Origin of the sequence: Clostridium sp. DSM 17811, from assembly GCF_018861905.1 — a bacterium.
Taxonomy (GTDB): Bacteria; Bacillota; Clostridia; order Clostridiales; family Clostridiaceae; genus Clostridium_AD; species Clostridium_AD frigoriphilum.
In genome coordinates this window covers 248,945-263,363 of the sequence record NZ_JAHLDU010000002.1, presented here as the reverse complement: position 1 = coordinate 263,363, position 14,419 = coordinate 248,945, and the positions used below count along the sequence as shown (strand labels likewise).

The 14,419-nt window shown below is 31.0% G+C and carries 14 protein-coding genes and 2 tRNA genes; 3 read left to right on the top strand and 13 right to left on the bottom strand.

Annotated features, from left to right (window positions below):
• Nucleotides 1–34: 34 nt before the first annotated feature.
• The 9 genes from KPL44_RS03930 to polA all read right to left on the bottom strand — a co-directional run bounded on the left by KPL44_RS03930 (nt 35) and on the right by polA (nt 9,615).
• Entirely contained in the window at nt 35–289 is a 255-nt protein-coding gene (locus KPL44_RS03930) for a DUF2442 domain-containing protein (RefSeq protein ID WP_216247613.1), read from the bottom strand.
• A 396-nt stretch (nt 290–685) separates the two neighbouring features.
• Nucleotides 686–1,048, bottom strand: coding sequence for a cyclic-phosphate processing receiver domain-containing protein (locus tag KPL44_RS03925; protein ID WP_216247611.1), 363 nt, complete (start codon nt 1,046–1,048; stop codon nt 686–688).
• A 283-nt stretch (nt 1,049–1,331) separates the two neighbouring features.
• The gene (locus KPL44_RS03920; RefSeq protein WP_216247609.1) at nt 1,332–3,146 is read right to left on the bottom strand and encodes a DEAD/DEAH box helicase; all 1,815 of its coding nucleotides are present in this window, start codon (nt 3,144–3,146) and stop codon (nt 1,332–1,334) included.
• A gap of 129 nt (nt 3,147–3,275) precedes the next feature.
• Nucleotides 3,276–4,130 (bottom strand): hypothetical protein, encoded by an 855-nt coding sequence (locus KPL44_RS03915; protein WP_216247607.1) that lies wholly within the window; start codon nt 4,128–4,130, stop codon nt 3,276–3,278.
• A gap of 330 nt (nt 4,131–4,460) precedes the next feature.
• Nucleotides 4,461–5,411: a tyrosine-type recombinase/integrase gene (locus KPL44_RS03910; RefSeq protein WP_216247605.1), complete on the bottom strand. Its 951-nt coding sequence runs from the start codon at nt 5,409–5,411 to the stop codon at nt 4,461–4,463.
• A 146-nt stretch (nt 5,412–5,557) separates the two neighbouring features.
• Nucleotides 5,558–5,639, bottom strand: a tRNA-Leu gene (locus tag KPL44_RS03905).
• Nucleotides 5,640–5,755: 116 nt separating this feature from the next.
• Nucleotides 5,756–6,316 carry a lytic transglycosylase domain-containing protein gene (locus tag KPL44_RS03900; RefSeq protein ID WP_216247603.1) on the bottom strand — a complete coding sequence of 187 codons (561 nt, stop codon included), beginning with the start codon at nt 6,314–6,316 and terminating at the stop codon, nt 5,756–5,758.
• Complete coding sequence (gene coaE / locus KPL44_RS03895) at nt 6,313–6,921, bottom strand: dephospho-CoA kinase (RefSeq protein ID WP_216247601.1); 609 nt, start codon at nt 6,919–6,921, stop codon at nt 6,313–6,315. The genes KPL44_RS03900 and coaE overlap by 4 nt, the downstream gene beginning before the upstream one ends.
• A gap of 78 nt (nt 6,922–6,999) precedes the next feature.
• A complete protein-coding gene (polA, locus tag KPL44_RS03890; RefSeq protein WP_216247599.1) occupies nt 7,000–9,615 on the bottom strand; it encodes a DNA polymerase I in 2,616 nt (871 codons plus the stop codon).
• A gap of 296 nt (nt 9,616–9,911) precedes the next feature.
• Between polA and KPL44_RS03885 the strand changes: the two genes are divergently transcribed.
• A tRNA-Leu gene (locus KPL44_RS03885) sits at nt 9,912–9,998 on the top strand.
• Between the two features lie 99 nt (nt 9,999–10,097).
• Here the strand turns inward: KPL44_RS03885 and KPL44_RS03880 are convergent.
• The gene (locus KPL44_RS03880) at nt 10,098–10,277 is read right to left on the bottom strand and encodes a hypothetical protein (protein WP_216247597.1); all 180 of its coding nucleotides are present in this window, start codon (nt 10,275–10,277) and stop codon (nt 10,098–10,100) included.
• A gap of 120 nt (nt 10,278–10,397) precedes the next feature.
• On the opposite strand from KPL44_RS03880, the gene KPL44_RS03875 reads away from it, so the two are divergent.
• Both KPL44_RS03875 and KPL44_RS03870 read left to right on the top strand, forming a co-directional pair.
• Complete coding sequence (locus KPL44_RS03875) at nt 10,398–10,628, top strand: helix-turn-helix domain-containing protein (protein ID WP_216247595.1); 231 nt, start codon at nt 10,398–10,400, stop codon at nt 10,626–10,628.
• 203 nt (nt 10,629–10,831) lie between these two features.
• Nucleotides 10,832–11,026 carry a helix-turn-helix domain-containing protein gene (locus KPL44_RS03870; protein ID WP_301182926.1) on the top strand — a complete coding sequence of 65 codons (195 nt, stop codon included), beginning with the start codon at nt 10,832–10,834 and terminating at the stop codon, nt 11,024–11,026.
• 48 nt (nt 11,027–11,074) lie between these two features.
• Here the strand turns inward: KPL44_RS03870 and KPL44_RS03865 are convergent, their stop codons facing one another.
• From KPL44_RS03865 to KPL44_RS03855, 3 genes are read right to left on the bottom strand one after another with little or no spacing between them, the layout of a single operon-like run.
• Nucleotides 11,075–13,504, bottom strand: a complete 2,430-nt coding sequence (locus KPL44_RS03865) for a hypothetical protein (RefSeq protein ID WP_216247591.1) — start codon at nt 13,502–13,504, stop codon at nt 11,075–11,077.
• Nucleotides 13,504–13,785, bottom strand: coding sequence for a hypothetical protein (locus tag KPL44_RS03860; RefSeq protein ID WP_216247589.1), 282 nt, complete (start codon nt 13,783–13,785; stop codon nt 13,504–13,506). The genes KPL44_RS03865 and KPL44_RS03860 overlap by 1 nt, the downstream gene beginning before the upstream one ends.
• Nucleotides 13,785–14,186 carry a hypothetical protein gene (locus KPL44_RS03855; RefSeq protein ID WP_216247587.1) on the bottom strand — a complete coding sequence of 134 codons (402 nt, stop codon included), beginning with the start codon at nt 14,184–14,186 and terminating at the stop codon, nt 13,785–13,787. The genes KPL44_RS03860 and KPL44_RS03855 overlap by 1 nt, the downstream gene beginning before the upstream one ends.
• Between the last annotated feature and the right edge of the window lie 233 nt (nt 14,187–14,419).

Sequence of the window (14,419 nt, the reverse complement as noted above, 5' to 3'; positions counted from 1 at the left end):
AAACACTCCCATTCCTTTTCAATATTATATTTTGTTATATATGTTTCAGCATTTCACCCTTGATATAAAAAGTATCTCTACTCAACTCCGCCCCACATTCCCAACATACTGTGCCAAAGTCAATATGGTATTTTTTAAATTCGTCTAAATCTTTTAATGGTTCAAAAACCTCATATCTCAAATATGGTTTTATATCAAATGTTTTTACTTCACCAGTTTCAAACGTTATAGTCAAAGTGTGATTTTCATGCATTATTACATTGGAAACTTTAGGACTTATGTCTTTCATTTATATCAACTCCATTTAATATTTTTCTTTAATATGCTCGATTTTAACCGTTCTAATCTCATTGTTTCACCAGAGCAACTCTGCCTCTTTCATTTTAAATTGGCGAATGGTTTCAAATTCTAAATTGAATACTCCATTCCTTCCAAATTACCTTATCCAAGTTACTCCAGTGTCACTTCTACTACATAAGGCAATAACATTATGTGCATACTTTTATGCAACACACAACCTAATTACAAGAAATGCAGTTTCAAGCGTGGATATGTTTAGTAACCAACATAGTTTCTAATGAAACACTAATAATTAGCGACTTCTTGTCGCACCAAAATATATGAAGAACACATCTTAACATTGGTAGTTGCCCTATCACTAACTGCCCTTAATATATAATATTGCTTATTTTTCTGAATACTTATTTTGAGTTATTGAGTAGTAATAAATTTTAATGTCATTATCGATAAACCCCCTTTTTTGTGCACCCAATAGAGTATGATACATATTTCCTCTACCTACAGAATTATCAGTATGTATATATATACTCTCTGCTCTTAACCCATTTTCACAAATATATTTGACTAAATCGTATCCCGTAGGTAATAAATTGCCTTGTTCATCACTCCCTAAGTCGTGGTCAAGTGAAAGAATCTCAACTTTAAAATTTTCAAGATAATATATTGCATGGTCTACTGTTCTCGCTATTACAAACCCCTCTGGACAGTCACGTAAATCATCAACATATAAATTTATTTTTTCTCTCATAATAATCAAATCTCCCTTACAAGCCGAATTCAATGCCCTTTGCACATCAAAAGCATACTCTAACCCCTGCTCATTCTTGTTCCGTTTTTTTACAATCTTTACAATCAATTGTTCATATCAGTAAAGTAGGTAGTTGACTTCTAATAGATATTTATTAAATGTCGAATACCTACTTTTCCTACATATCAATTAAATATAAATAAATCATACGACGCAAATCATGTAATGATTTCGTGGGCTAAATAGTGTCAACTATTTAGTGTTCCTTCGGACAAAAGCAATACTAGACATTGAAATTCAACGTTTGCCCACTATCTAAACCCTTGATGTTATGTCTTCCACAAAAGTCAATTACATCTAAATCATTCATAACCTTTGTTTTAAAATTATTCTTGTCCGCTATCCCAAGAAATTCTCTTATCTTTTGCTTTGAATAAACACCCTTTACAACATCATATTCGCCTTTTCTATTCTTCTTTTGTTGTAACAAATCATGCCGTTCGAACTCTAACATTTCTTGGCATACCTTTATAAACCTCCCCGCTTGTCTATTTTCTCTTCTATGAAGAGTGTCTCTGTCTTTTTTCGTTTCTTTGTATTCTACAATATCACACTCTTCTTTGGTGGTTACAATGCAATTTTCAAACATTTTAATCACTATATCAATTGTCTCTGCATCATTGTTGAATATAATAACCATACTTTCCCTTTCCATATTTCTATTGACACGTTTAATTGCTTGGTAAATTTCATTTGCATTTTTATATTGTCGGTAATCCTCAAACCTAGAATCGGCAAATCTAAATACCTTGTGAATTCCTTTACCAACATTCTTACCTTTCCAATTGCACCTATTATCCAATCGTTGATTAGAGTAATATAGATACTCTAATACATAAACTCTAAACGGCATATTTGGATTGTGGGTGATTATTACGTTTCTTAAATGTCTATATTCATTCGAACCATTAATATTTCTAAAATGATTTTTGTTTATAGCACATATCATTTCTTCATCTATTATATTTCCTATAACCAAAGTCTCTTCTGACTTGCATTCTTCTATAACCTTGTTAACCACATCATAATAATTAATTGCCTTTTCCTTTGAACCTTTACTACTGTTGATTTTGGGACATGAAAAAAACCATCTTGAGTACTCAAGAACGGGAGTTTGATGTTGAACATGGAACAACTCTTTGTTTAACTTATATGCACCGTTTAATCTTGCACCCGCATCAAGGATTATATTGTTGTCCAGTAACCAGTATTGTGGATTCTTATCTGTACAATATATTACGTTGCCTTCAACAACGCATGTTTGACTATAGTATTGTTTCAACTCCATAATTTTATAGCAAATGTTCCCTTTTGTTATATATTCAGTTGTTTCTGCATATGCAACCGTAATGTTACTCTTAACCATCTCTATTAATTTGTTAATATCTTTCCCAATGATTTTAAAATCGCTCTTAGTATTTAAAAATGAGTGTCTGCCTTCGTTTAAGGTCAAATAATCTTTTAACTCACCGATACACTTTTCATACTGTTTTACTAATGCTGTGTTGTCTAGTAAAATTTCAAATCTATTCATAAAATCCTTGTTAATCGACAATTCATTACCTTTTGTCATGTCCAAAAACTCGTCGATAACAAGCACATGTCTTCCACTTTCAAAGTATCTTTTATTTTTACTAATTGATAGTGCCTTGTATTTTTCGTGTGTTATAACTATTATTGGATACTGATTTAATTCAAATTTAATCTTGTCATATTGCTCGGGCGTGTGTGTATCTCTATTGATTGTAATAGCAACTGTCGCTTCTCCAAGCATACTTGCCATTTCATTAATTCTCTTTACACTTGCAAGACAATCAGCCTTTCTCTCTCTTACAAATATGGCTTTTCGTCCCGATGTCATTACCATATTTGCCAGCGCCTTTTCAGTTTCTATCGTCTTTCCCGTACCACATTCCATATCTACGACCATGAATCGGTCTCTGTTGTTTCCTCTAATAATTTCATTTTGTAAAAATTCCTTTTGTCGCTCTAGACTTTCATCATTACAATTATATATTTCATATCCTTTGTTTTTCATAATACGCTTCACCTCTTGTGTTTTAATTTTGCATTCATTTCGCCATTAGACTATTTCTCGATAAATGTTTACCCTTCAAACTAATAAGTTATAACAATATAGATTACCACTTCGCCTCAATACGAATTACTAGTCCTCATTTAAATCAAATCCATTCCACGCCTTGTTCAATTTGCTTTCTTTGGCATATTTGAAATCCAATTTTTCATCTAATATTTTATCAATGAACTGAATCTCCCAATATGGTATCCTTATTAAACTTGTATTACTTCTTTGGCAAACTTCATTTTTCTTTTGGTCGTTCAGTTGTTGGTATAACAACCTTTTCTTTTTAAAACAGTCCCTAAAATGCAATTCCCCATCTATCTCAATAAAAAATTTTATTTTCCCTTCACTATCCAATACCCAAAAATCAAATTGATAGGATTTCATCTCAAACCATATGCTTTTTTCTTCTTTGAATATAAGTCCTCGTCTAGTCAATTCTTTTGAAACAATTTTCTCATATTTTGATTTCCTCTTTTTGCATTGATTAAAACACTGTTGATATGTCACTTGCATACTAAGTCTTCCCGAACTATTGCTTTGTATATCTGCCAAACCATCTAACCAAATCAATCTAGGAATTTTAAATTGCATACCATTAACAAAACTTGTTTGGTCAGCGTCCTGTCTTAAAACTTGAATCATATTATTTCTTATAGGTATTCTTATAGTTCTTGTTATGTTATCATCAATAGCATTATTACTTTTTACATATACAGTGCACTTGTTGCATCGTCTATAGTATAAAAGATATTCATATGCCGTTGCCTTATACACATTACCACAACTGCATTCTATCTCTAACTCTTCATTATACCCTCCGTATAGTAACGAATTTAATTTATCACGATATCCACTTTGCTCTTCTACGTGATGTTTCATTTGACTAAGACACTTTATCTCCTCCAACTCTTTAATACAAGTAAATTTCTTTATCATTTTGTTCCCTCCTATTCCAGACATCGCAAAATTTTCAAAAAAAACATCAAACTTTGTGGTGCCTGGGATTGTTTTTTGGTTTTCACTGTGATATACTGTAATTAAGTTAGAATATGATGTTATATTTATGCTAAAATCCATATATTCCCTTCTAGTTTACCTCTTTCGACATTGTTTGTCAAGTATTTCTTGACCTATACAACCAATGCTCTTTTTTGTTTTAAATCATTGTTTTGCACATCCATACTCTTTGTTCAATGATGAATTATATTTTATTTAAGAAAAGCACCTACCATAACGGCAAGTGCTATCCTATAATTGTCAAGAACGCTACCTCATCTTTACATGTCTATTGTTCTGTACCATCTGTTCAAGAGGATTGAACTCATTAAAATCTTCCTGCAAATCATTAGTGAACATATTTACATAATTCTTAACCACATCCATACTGCTATGACCTAGCATCCTTTGAAGTTTAAATACATCTCCACCTTTAAGAATCCACATTTTTGCAAATGTATGTCTCCATCTATGTACCCCCGTTTTCATAACCCCACGTCGTCTATTATAGGTACATAGGTTATGCGATAGTAGGTCTGTTTTCAATGGCGTACCATAAGCATTTACAAACATCAAGTCGTCCTCTGAATCAGCACCACGATAATTTAGGTACTCAATCAATACCTTTTTAATACTATTACTCATAGGAACTATCTGTGCTTTTCTATTTTTGGTATGTGTATATGAAATCAATTGATTGCTGAGGTCTACATCTTTTATCTTGATGTTCACAAGCGTTCTTATTCTACAACCCGTAGCAAGTAAGAAATTAACTATAACCCAATTCCTACACTCAACGAAGTTGCACTTATCCAAATTAGGTTTCTTCAACAATATATTTATCTCGTCCTCGCTATATGTTTCAGTAATGCCTCTATCTGCCTTTATCAATGAAATCTTAAACTCCTCCACGTATCCTAATTTCATATAATAGTACATTATCGCTCTCATCGCTATCAGATTAGTATTTATAGTGGTGTCATTCTCATTCATTCTCTCTTTGCAAAAGAGAACAAATCGCTGAATCGTCTGATGATTAATTTCACCGATTGGTGTCTTGTAATCCATAAACTTATACCAGATGTGATTGACAATGTCATCGTAGTGCTTTATTGTAGTCGGTCTAAGGTTTCTGACTTTACAGTTAAGAATAAACTCATCATACCCCTCATCAAAAGTTTTACATCCTATCTTTTTCTTCATGTCAATCTTCTTGCGCATTTTATCTCTACCTCCTTGTAATATAAATAAATACATCCAAGGGAACGAAAAAAAACTATCACACGTTCACCCTCATTTTCATACAAAGGTCGTGTGATAGTTTTTTACTTGTAATAAACCAACTCTATTGGTACTGCTCATTCATATGGTGCAACAGACGGGACTTGAACCCGTATGGTCTCCCACACGTCCCTTAAACGTGCGCGTCTGCCATTCCGCCACTGTCGCAAATTTTTTTAATGTAAAGGATCAAACCTTATAGCTATATAGAATTATTAATCTAATAACTATAAGGTTAATTATATATTAGTTTCATACAAATTGTCAATAGTTTTTATTTTCTTTTATTTAATCTCATCAGCATACAATTTTGAATAAATGCGGTAATTTACCTTTACTTTTTTAACATACTTATCTGTTTCTCCAAATGGTATATTATTGAGTGTTTTACCATCACTAGAATATTCCTTGTTTTTAAGCCACTTTTTAACATTTCCACGTCCACCATTATAAGCTGCAAGTACCAATTCTAAATCACCATTAAATTCACTATTTAAATCATCAAGATACCAACATCCCATAGCAATATTAGTTTCGGAGTCAAAAGATTTTTCCGTATTAAAGTCTTTTAATTTCATATTACCGGCAATCCATATTGCAGTATCAGGCATTATCTGCATAAGACCATAAGCTCCCGTATTTGAAACAGCTTTCTCATCAAAATTGCTTTCTGTTCTTATTACAGCCGCAACCAAATAAGGATCTACGTTATACTTTTTTGAATATGTAATTATTTTATTTTCATACTTTATCGGGTAAAAATTTTTAAAAATACTTTTTATATTTATTACTATAATAACCAATAGAATTAATATTAATAATTTTATGATTTTTGAAATTTTCATAACTTCACATCTAACCTTTCGAGCTGTGTAATAATTAAATCTAGTTGCAACTTTGTGTCTTCAAAACTTCTTCCATTATCAATAATAAAATCTGCAAATTTCCTTTTTTCGTCTATCGGCATTTGGGCTCTTATTCTATCCATTGTTTCATCTAAATTTAAGTCATCACGAAGTATAACTCTTTGTATTTGAACATCACTAGATACCCATACTAAAATAGTTACGTCCATACAAGTATGGAGATTGTTCTCTATTAAAGTAGGTGCATCTAGAAAACATAACTTACAGTCATCTTCTTCACACATTTTTATTCTGTGATGTATTTCTTTTGTTATAAAAGGTATCATTATATTCTCAAGTTTTTTTCTACGTATATCACTTTTAAATATATAATTTCCAAACTCTTTTCTATTAAGTTTACCTTCACCGTCAAAAAAATTATATCCAAATTCACTTTTGATATTGCTCATTATTTCGGGATATATTATAAAAACCTCCCTAGCTACAATATCTGCATCGATAATTGAAAACCCATCATCTTTTAACATATTGGTTACTGTACTCTTTCCGCTGCCAATACCACCTGTTATTCCAACCTTTAGCATTATCTTCTCCCCCACTTTTTTATAACTAAAAATTGAATTTTTAACATCCTGAGCTTAACTCACACCCGTAAGTTTCAATTACTTAGCCTCATACCAAGTTTCTCCAATGCTAATTTCTACTTCTAGCGGAACTAAAAGTTTAATAACATTTTCCATCTGATCCTTAACCAACAATTCAACCTGCTTTAGCTCATCTCTATATACATTTAATATTAATTCATCATGTACTTGTAGAATTAAAGTACTTTTCAATCCTTCTTCCTTTAATTTATCAAATACATTAACCATAGCAAGTTTTATAATATCTGCTGCACTTCCTTGTATAGGCGTATTCATAGCAAGCCTAATACCCGCAGCTTTCACCATTTTGTTTGCTGAATTTATTTCAGGTATAAATCTACGTCTATTAAGTATAGTAGTAACACTATTATTTTCCTCAGCTGTAGTAACTATATCCTTCATGTATTTCTTGACACTAGGATATCTTTCAAAATATGTTTCTATATATGTTTTAGCTTCTTTTCTTGATATATTTAAATCCTTTGCAAGACTAAATTCCCCGATACCATATACTATACCAAAATTTACAGCCTTTGCATTACTTCTCATAAGTTTTGTAACCTCGTCCATTGGTACATTAAACACCTCAGACGCTGTTTTAGTATGAATATCACTATGATCAATGAAAGCTTGAATTAAATTTTCGTCACCAGCAATATGTGCTAATACTCGAAGCTCTATCTGTGAATAATCCGCAGATAATATAACGCACTTATCATTGTGTGGTATAAATGCTTTCCTAATAGCTCTACCCATCTCATGTCTTATAGGTATATTTTGCAGATTAGGTTCTGTACTAGATAATCTTCCTGTTGTAGTGACTGTTTGCATAAAGTTTGAATGTATTCTAGAATCTGTGTCAATTACAACTTTTAACCCCTCTATGTATGTAGAAAAAATCTTTGTTACTTGTCTATACTTAGTAATTTCTGCGATAATAGGATGTTTATCCACTAGTGCATCTAAAACCTCTGCATTAGTTGAATATCCTGTTTTTGTCTTTTTTATAACAGGCAAATCTAATTTTTCAAACAATATTTTTCCTAATTGTTTTGGAGACTTTATATTAAATTCTTCTCCAGATAAAACAAAAATGGTGCTTTCAAGTTTTGCTATATCTGCAGCAAATTTAACTCCAAGTTCTTCTAAATTAGCTTTATCTACTGTAAATCCTTCAGCCTCCATATATGATATAGCTTCTGCTAATGGCTGCTCAACCTTATATAGAAGTTCTTCCATTTCATACTCTTTTATTTTTGGTTCTAATATCTCATAAAGTTTTTTTAGTAATGCAACTTTATTAATTTCCTTTGCATGACCTTCGCCCTTAATACTAATTCTAAGATTGGTATCCATAAGAGTTTCTAAACTATATTCTTTTTTTGCAGAGTCTAGAAGATATGCTGCAAGTTCTGTATCAAATTGTATTCCATGTAATTTGATCTTCTTTTTGTTAAGTGCAGTATATGCATTTTTAGCAGCATGACTCACTTTTTTAATATCATTACTCTCAAGTATAGTTTTTAAATAACTTATAGTTTTTTCTTCATCTTCCTTAAATAAATCATCAAGCTTGATAAGATAATTTTTTTCTTTATAATTAATGTATATGTTATTAAGACACATTTTAGAAAAAACATTTGTATCCGCTATATCAAAAATTATATAGATGGTATCCTTAATTTCCAAAGTAAGCTCTGAAAGCTTTTGCAAATTATCTATCACTCCATAATCTGCAGAAAATATTTCCTCAGCTGAATCATCGTCTACAGATATTCTGTCTATTAATGACTTAAACTGTAATTTATAAAACAAATCTTTTACAGCGCGAACATCATAATTTTCTTTCGATTTAATTGAACTTAGATCCATTTCCATAGGCACGCAAGTAATAATTGTGGCTAATTTTTTACTAAAAATTGCCTGTTCACTATATGTGTTTAAATTTTCAACAAGCTTTTTACCACTAACCTTATCAATATTCATAAGAAGATTTTCTATACTCTTATATTCTTTGATAAGCTTATATGCAGTTTTTTCACCAATTCCTGGAACACCTGGTATATTATCAGAAGCATCTCCCATTAGACCTTTTACATCTATAAATTCTGTTGGAGTTACTCCGAATTCCTTAATTATACGGTCTCTATCATATATTTCTTTTTCAGACATCCCTTTTTTATTTATTACAACCTTAACATTGTCTGTTGCAAGCTGAAGCGCATCTCTGTCTCCTGTTATTATAAAGACTTCCAGTCCTTGTTCTTCTGCAAACACCGATAATGTACCTATTAAATCATCTGCTTCAAACCCATCTAATTCAAATATATCTATAGCCATTTTCTCTAAAAGTTCCCTAACTATAGCAAACTGTCCTTGCAGTTCATCAGGCATTCTTTTTCTACCTGCCTTATAATCCTTATATTCTTCATGACGAAAAGTAGGTGCCTTCCTATCAAATGTTGTGACAATATAATCAGGCTCAAACTCTTCTTTCATCTTTAAAAGCATAGTTGTAAATCCATAAACTGCATTAGTGTATATCCCATCCGAATTTGTTAGGGCCGGTAATGCATAAAAAGCTCTATACATAAGACTATGACCATCTAAAATTAGTAGTCTTTCCTTAGACATTTTAAATCCCTTCTTTCTACTATGTTTATAACTTTATATGTAACGTTTTATAATATATGTTCTAAATTAAAATATCAACTTCTTAATACTAACATTCCTTTTGTTATAACATTAAGATGACTTTCTTAAAATCGCCTCTTACCTTAATATAGGTAAAACAGTTTCTATTGTATTATAACAAATATATACCCAAAAAGTAACGAACTGTATATTAATTTGTACTTATTTTTTACTAAATATACATATATCTATTGCAATGTGTATAAATATATGGTAAACTATTTTTTGTCAGGCATGCCGAAGTGGTGGAACTGGCAGACGCGCTGGACTCAAAATCCAGTGGTAGCAATACCGTGCGGGTTCGATTCCCGCCTCCGGCACCAAAAGGCTTTCAAGGTTTTCTTGAAAGCCTTTTTTTATGCCCAAAACAGCAAAAAGGTGCACGAAAGGTGCACAAAACTTTTTACTATAAATTATGTTGTCTATATGCAATTGTTTAATTTAATAATACTTTCTGAAAATCGGTTTAGCAATTCTGCAAATTTCAATAACTCTTTTTCATCTAAACCTTTTGATTCTAAATAATTAATTATGTTATTATGTGCCTCCGTTTTTGAATCCCACACCTTCTCTATGCCATCCATATTCCAGTTGTCTTTCATTTTAACAATCCTCCCGATAATTATTTTGTCATTTGCATACTTTAATATACCGAGAACAAAACGTTCCTATTGTAATTTTAAATATACCTTTATGTTATTATTTTCCATGGGGGTATAATTATGATTTTTGGTAATAGATTACGTGCTTTACGTGAAGATAGTGACCTTACATCTAATGAATTTGCTGAAATAATGCACATTACTAGTCGTGCATTGAATTACTATGAAAATAATATGAGAGAGCCTAGCTTTCCTTTGCTCATAAATATAGCTGACTATTTCAAGGTATCTATTGATTTTTTATTGGGTAGGACTGACACACAAACTCCATACCCTAAAAAGCAAAAATAATATCATCTCTTCATCCTCCTTTTAGAATGTGTGTTCCTGCTTATATAATATTATACATCACTTCCTTACCACATAGGGTTGTATTTTCCCACTTATTTCTACATATTGTAAATAATTATGCGTTGTATTTTGTCGAATGTTATTATATCATTGAAATTAAAAAAGGATTGATTTAAATACACATTAAATTTAAACTAAATAACTTGAGATACCTTCATAACATGACGCAGACAGAGTTGGCTAAGAAAACAGGATTATCACAATCCTATATATCCAAATTGAGCTTAGAAGCTAAATCACCGACATTAGAAGTAGTCGCACTCATATCTACAGCTTTAAACATATGTCCTTTTGAATTAATGGAAGTTATTTTACAGGACAATGAACATTTAGAGTAAACAAAAAAAGCATCTAGTTATTAGCTAGATGCTTTTTTATAATTACTTTTATGCAACCTTGTTAAGTTTTATTAATTTTAATCTTCTTCTTTTACGAATAGGTCTAGGTAATTTACTTATATATGATGCATAACCTCCACTATAATAAATTAAATTTAAACTACTATATTGTGGCATATCTCGCAAATCTGAGTACTCAAAATCATCAAGTTTATTCTCAAAGTGTTTAAAATCTTTTTCACTAGTTCCACCTAATAACATGTAACTAGCTCCAGCCCCTTCTAGGGTACTATTTATTAACTCAATCTGTTGTAAGAACTGACATGATAATAAAAATTTACAGCCAAATTTCCTGGTCTGTTCCAAGATATCTTGATTTGCCAACATTTGCATAGCTGTTTTAGTTTGAAAAATCTCATCTACGCAAATATGCGTTGGTTTGGGTTGTAGGTTCAAACTTCCTCTGATTTCTGTAGCAATCCAAACTTTGCTTAATAAGAAAGTAGTTATAACATTTTTAGAATGAGTCGTAAATTTATCTTGTCTCATTTTTATTACTATAATTTTCCCCTTTTCTAGCTCCTTTGCAAAATTGATATTGTTTTTAGAACTTTTATTAAACATATATTTGAGCTTGAAATCCTCCTTTAATAAACTGACTCTATCCAATATGCCTGAAATGCGATCTACCTTCGTGCCAATAATATATGGTGTAGGTTCTTTTACACTCGTTTTGGAGTAATCGTCTAGGTCCTGCAAACTTTTTATTTCATCCTCTAAAAATGCTAGCTCCTCCTCTGATAATTTTTCAATATAGGATGCTCTAACTTCATAATTTTCTAAACATTTTATAACCTCTTTGAATGAGCTTTCCCCAGTTGCAAATACGATATTTGTAGCAGCACTTAAGTACTTTCTCATACGCGCCTGTAACGGTTGTTCAACGTTTATAGCATTTACAAAATTTAATATTTGTTGTGCTTGTCTATTCATTAAGTCAAGTCTGTCAAAAGCATTCATGTCAGGATCAACTTCATATTCGTTGAAGCATAGACTTTGTATATCTCTTGGATTAGTATAATCTAAAACAATTAGGTCCTCCGGTGGTATATCTTTTATAATATCATCAGATAATTCGCAGTTTTTTATAAAATCTATGACCACCCCGCCCTCTTTTCTCTTATTTACGAATTTATAATAATTAGCAATAAATTTAGACTTTCCAGCACCTTGGGCACCAACCGGAACTAATGGTAGTGAACCTTTATCATATGTGTCTTGTAAATAGCTGTTTTGGGTACCATCCTTGCATTTAACTTTTCCAGTGCTGATATATCCATGTGTTAATTCTTTTGGAACTGGCATTGCGGTAACTGCTACATGGCTTATTCCTAGTGTTTTCATTAGGTCACGACTTGGTTGTTGAATGAAATTTTGACATTCATCAACGCTGAAAGTATTCTCAATCACCCTTTTAAATTTATAATCTTCTATGTTAATATGATCTTTTTCCTTTAATTTTACTGGTTTTGCAATTAATTCATTCCCTCCCTCTTCATCAGTACGTTTAAATGCTTGGCATACTGATTGTATATTTTGGTCGTTTCTTTCTATATCCGGGCTACTAGCCGCAATTAAAATTTGTGCATCTAATACAATTTTATCTTTTTTACGTAGGGTATTATCACTTAATCTTTTATTAGTTTCTAATATATTGGATGTTATCAGCAACTCTGCCATTACTGTATTAACTTCCTTATCATCGCCTAGAAAGTCTTTTAAAACGCTCTGTATAGAATTACCTATATAGTTTAAAATACCTAACCCAGCGCCTAGTTTATATCTAAAGGTAGTCCTATCTTTAATAACTTGCTCACTATTATCAATTTTTTTTCTTGTATCATTATATTTTTTAATCCAGTTAAATTGACTCTTCGGCAAGAAATTATATACTAATGTAACTCTGTCAGCATCTTGCATAATTTCCATAACGGATAATATAGAATTTAGCGGTTCACTACTTTTTTTATCAATTTTTAAACTTAGTGCATCCTCTTTTTTGTAATTGACCTGATAAAAAACTGTTTCATTACTAAACTTTTCAATAGGATCAACTATATCCAATTCTACTTTTGACCATATTTCTCGAATTTTTTCAATTACTATATTAAGAAATAACTTTGGAACTATGAAATAGAAATTAGTATTACCTTTATGGATATCTACGCAATAGCTTATTTTAAAATTGGTTTTATATTGCACATTATAAGGTGGAAGTTTAAACCCCAAGTATTTATTCTTATACTCTATTTTTATACGCTTAGTAATAGCCTGGTAAGTGCCTTGTATTGCTTTGGCTATATTTGTACTATCATAGTTTTTAGTCTTATATGGCTTGATTTGTAAGTATACATAGTCAGGTTTTATAATCTGTAAGTACTTAGATACTGGAATAGAGAAATCTTTTTTATTAAACATCAAAATGCACTTCCTATCATTTTAATGAGTGTGTAAACGGCAATCGACCCTGGAACATATTTTATAAATTTTTTAAACCCAAGTCCATAAAATATAATTGAGAACATCGCTATAAATAAACATACCCAAAATGAGTAAATTTGTGTATAATTCCATAATAATTTAACAACTAAAGACGGATGTATCATATAATTCAAAAAAGTAGCAATCGTTTTTAAAGAGTTCCAACCGTCAGCTCCTACATTTTTTATACCGTCCACTAATGTTGTAATATTATTCATTAAAATGCCCCCTTAACAGCATCAAATATTACTGGAATTAAATACATCGATGCAAATATTATTACGTATTTTAATACAATTGGAAGTGTTTTTTTAGAATCTCCTGATAACCCACTTTTAACAACATCTACAATACACCAAATCAAAAGTATCCAATATGCCCAATGTCTTATTAACCCTAAAAGTGTCCAACCTAGCGAATCAATTCCTTTAGTTGATGCAAATACATTTTTAAAATAAAGTGTGCAACCTAAAAGTGTAATAACAAATTTTTTTATTTTTTTATTTTTTGTAAGCTGGCTTGATAACTTTTCAATGTCACACTCCTGATATTTTGTATATTGTGTTTTTGATTCCCAGTTTACAATAGTATGGTGATTTTTAATAATTAATATTTCCATAACTTCCTCCTGTATAATTAATCTAATACGTGGCATAATAATTTAACAAGGTGGTGATTTGAATGTTTGTAATTCCCTACGTAATAGGTGGTTTATATATTGTCGCTAAAATAATTGGCGCTTAAATTATAGATATGAATGAAATGTAAAATTTCAAAATTAAGATGTGATTGTGTAATCTTTTTACATTCGCTGGCATACCTTACTGGTAAGCGTGCGTATGTAGCGGTCAG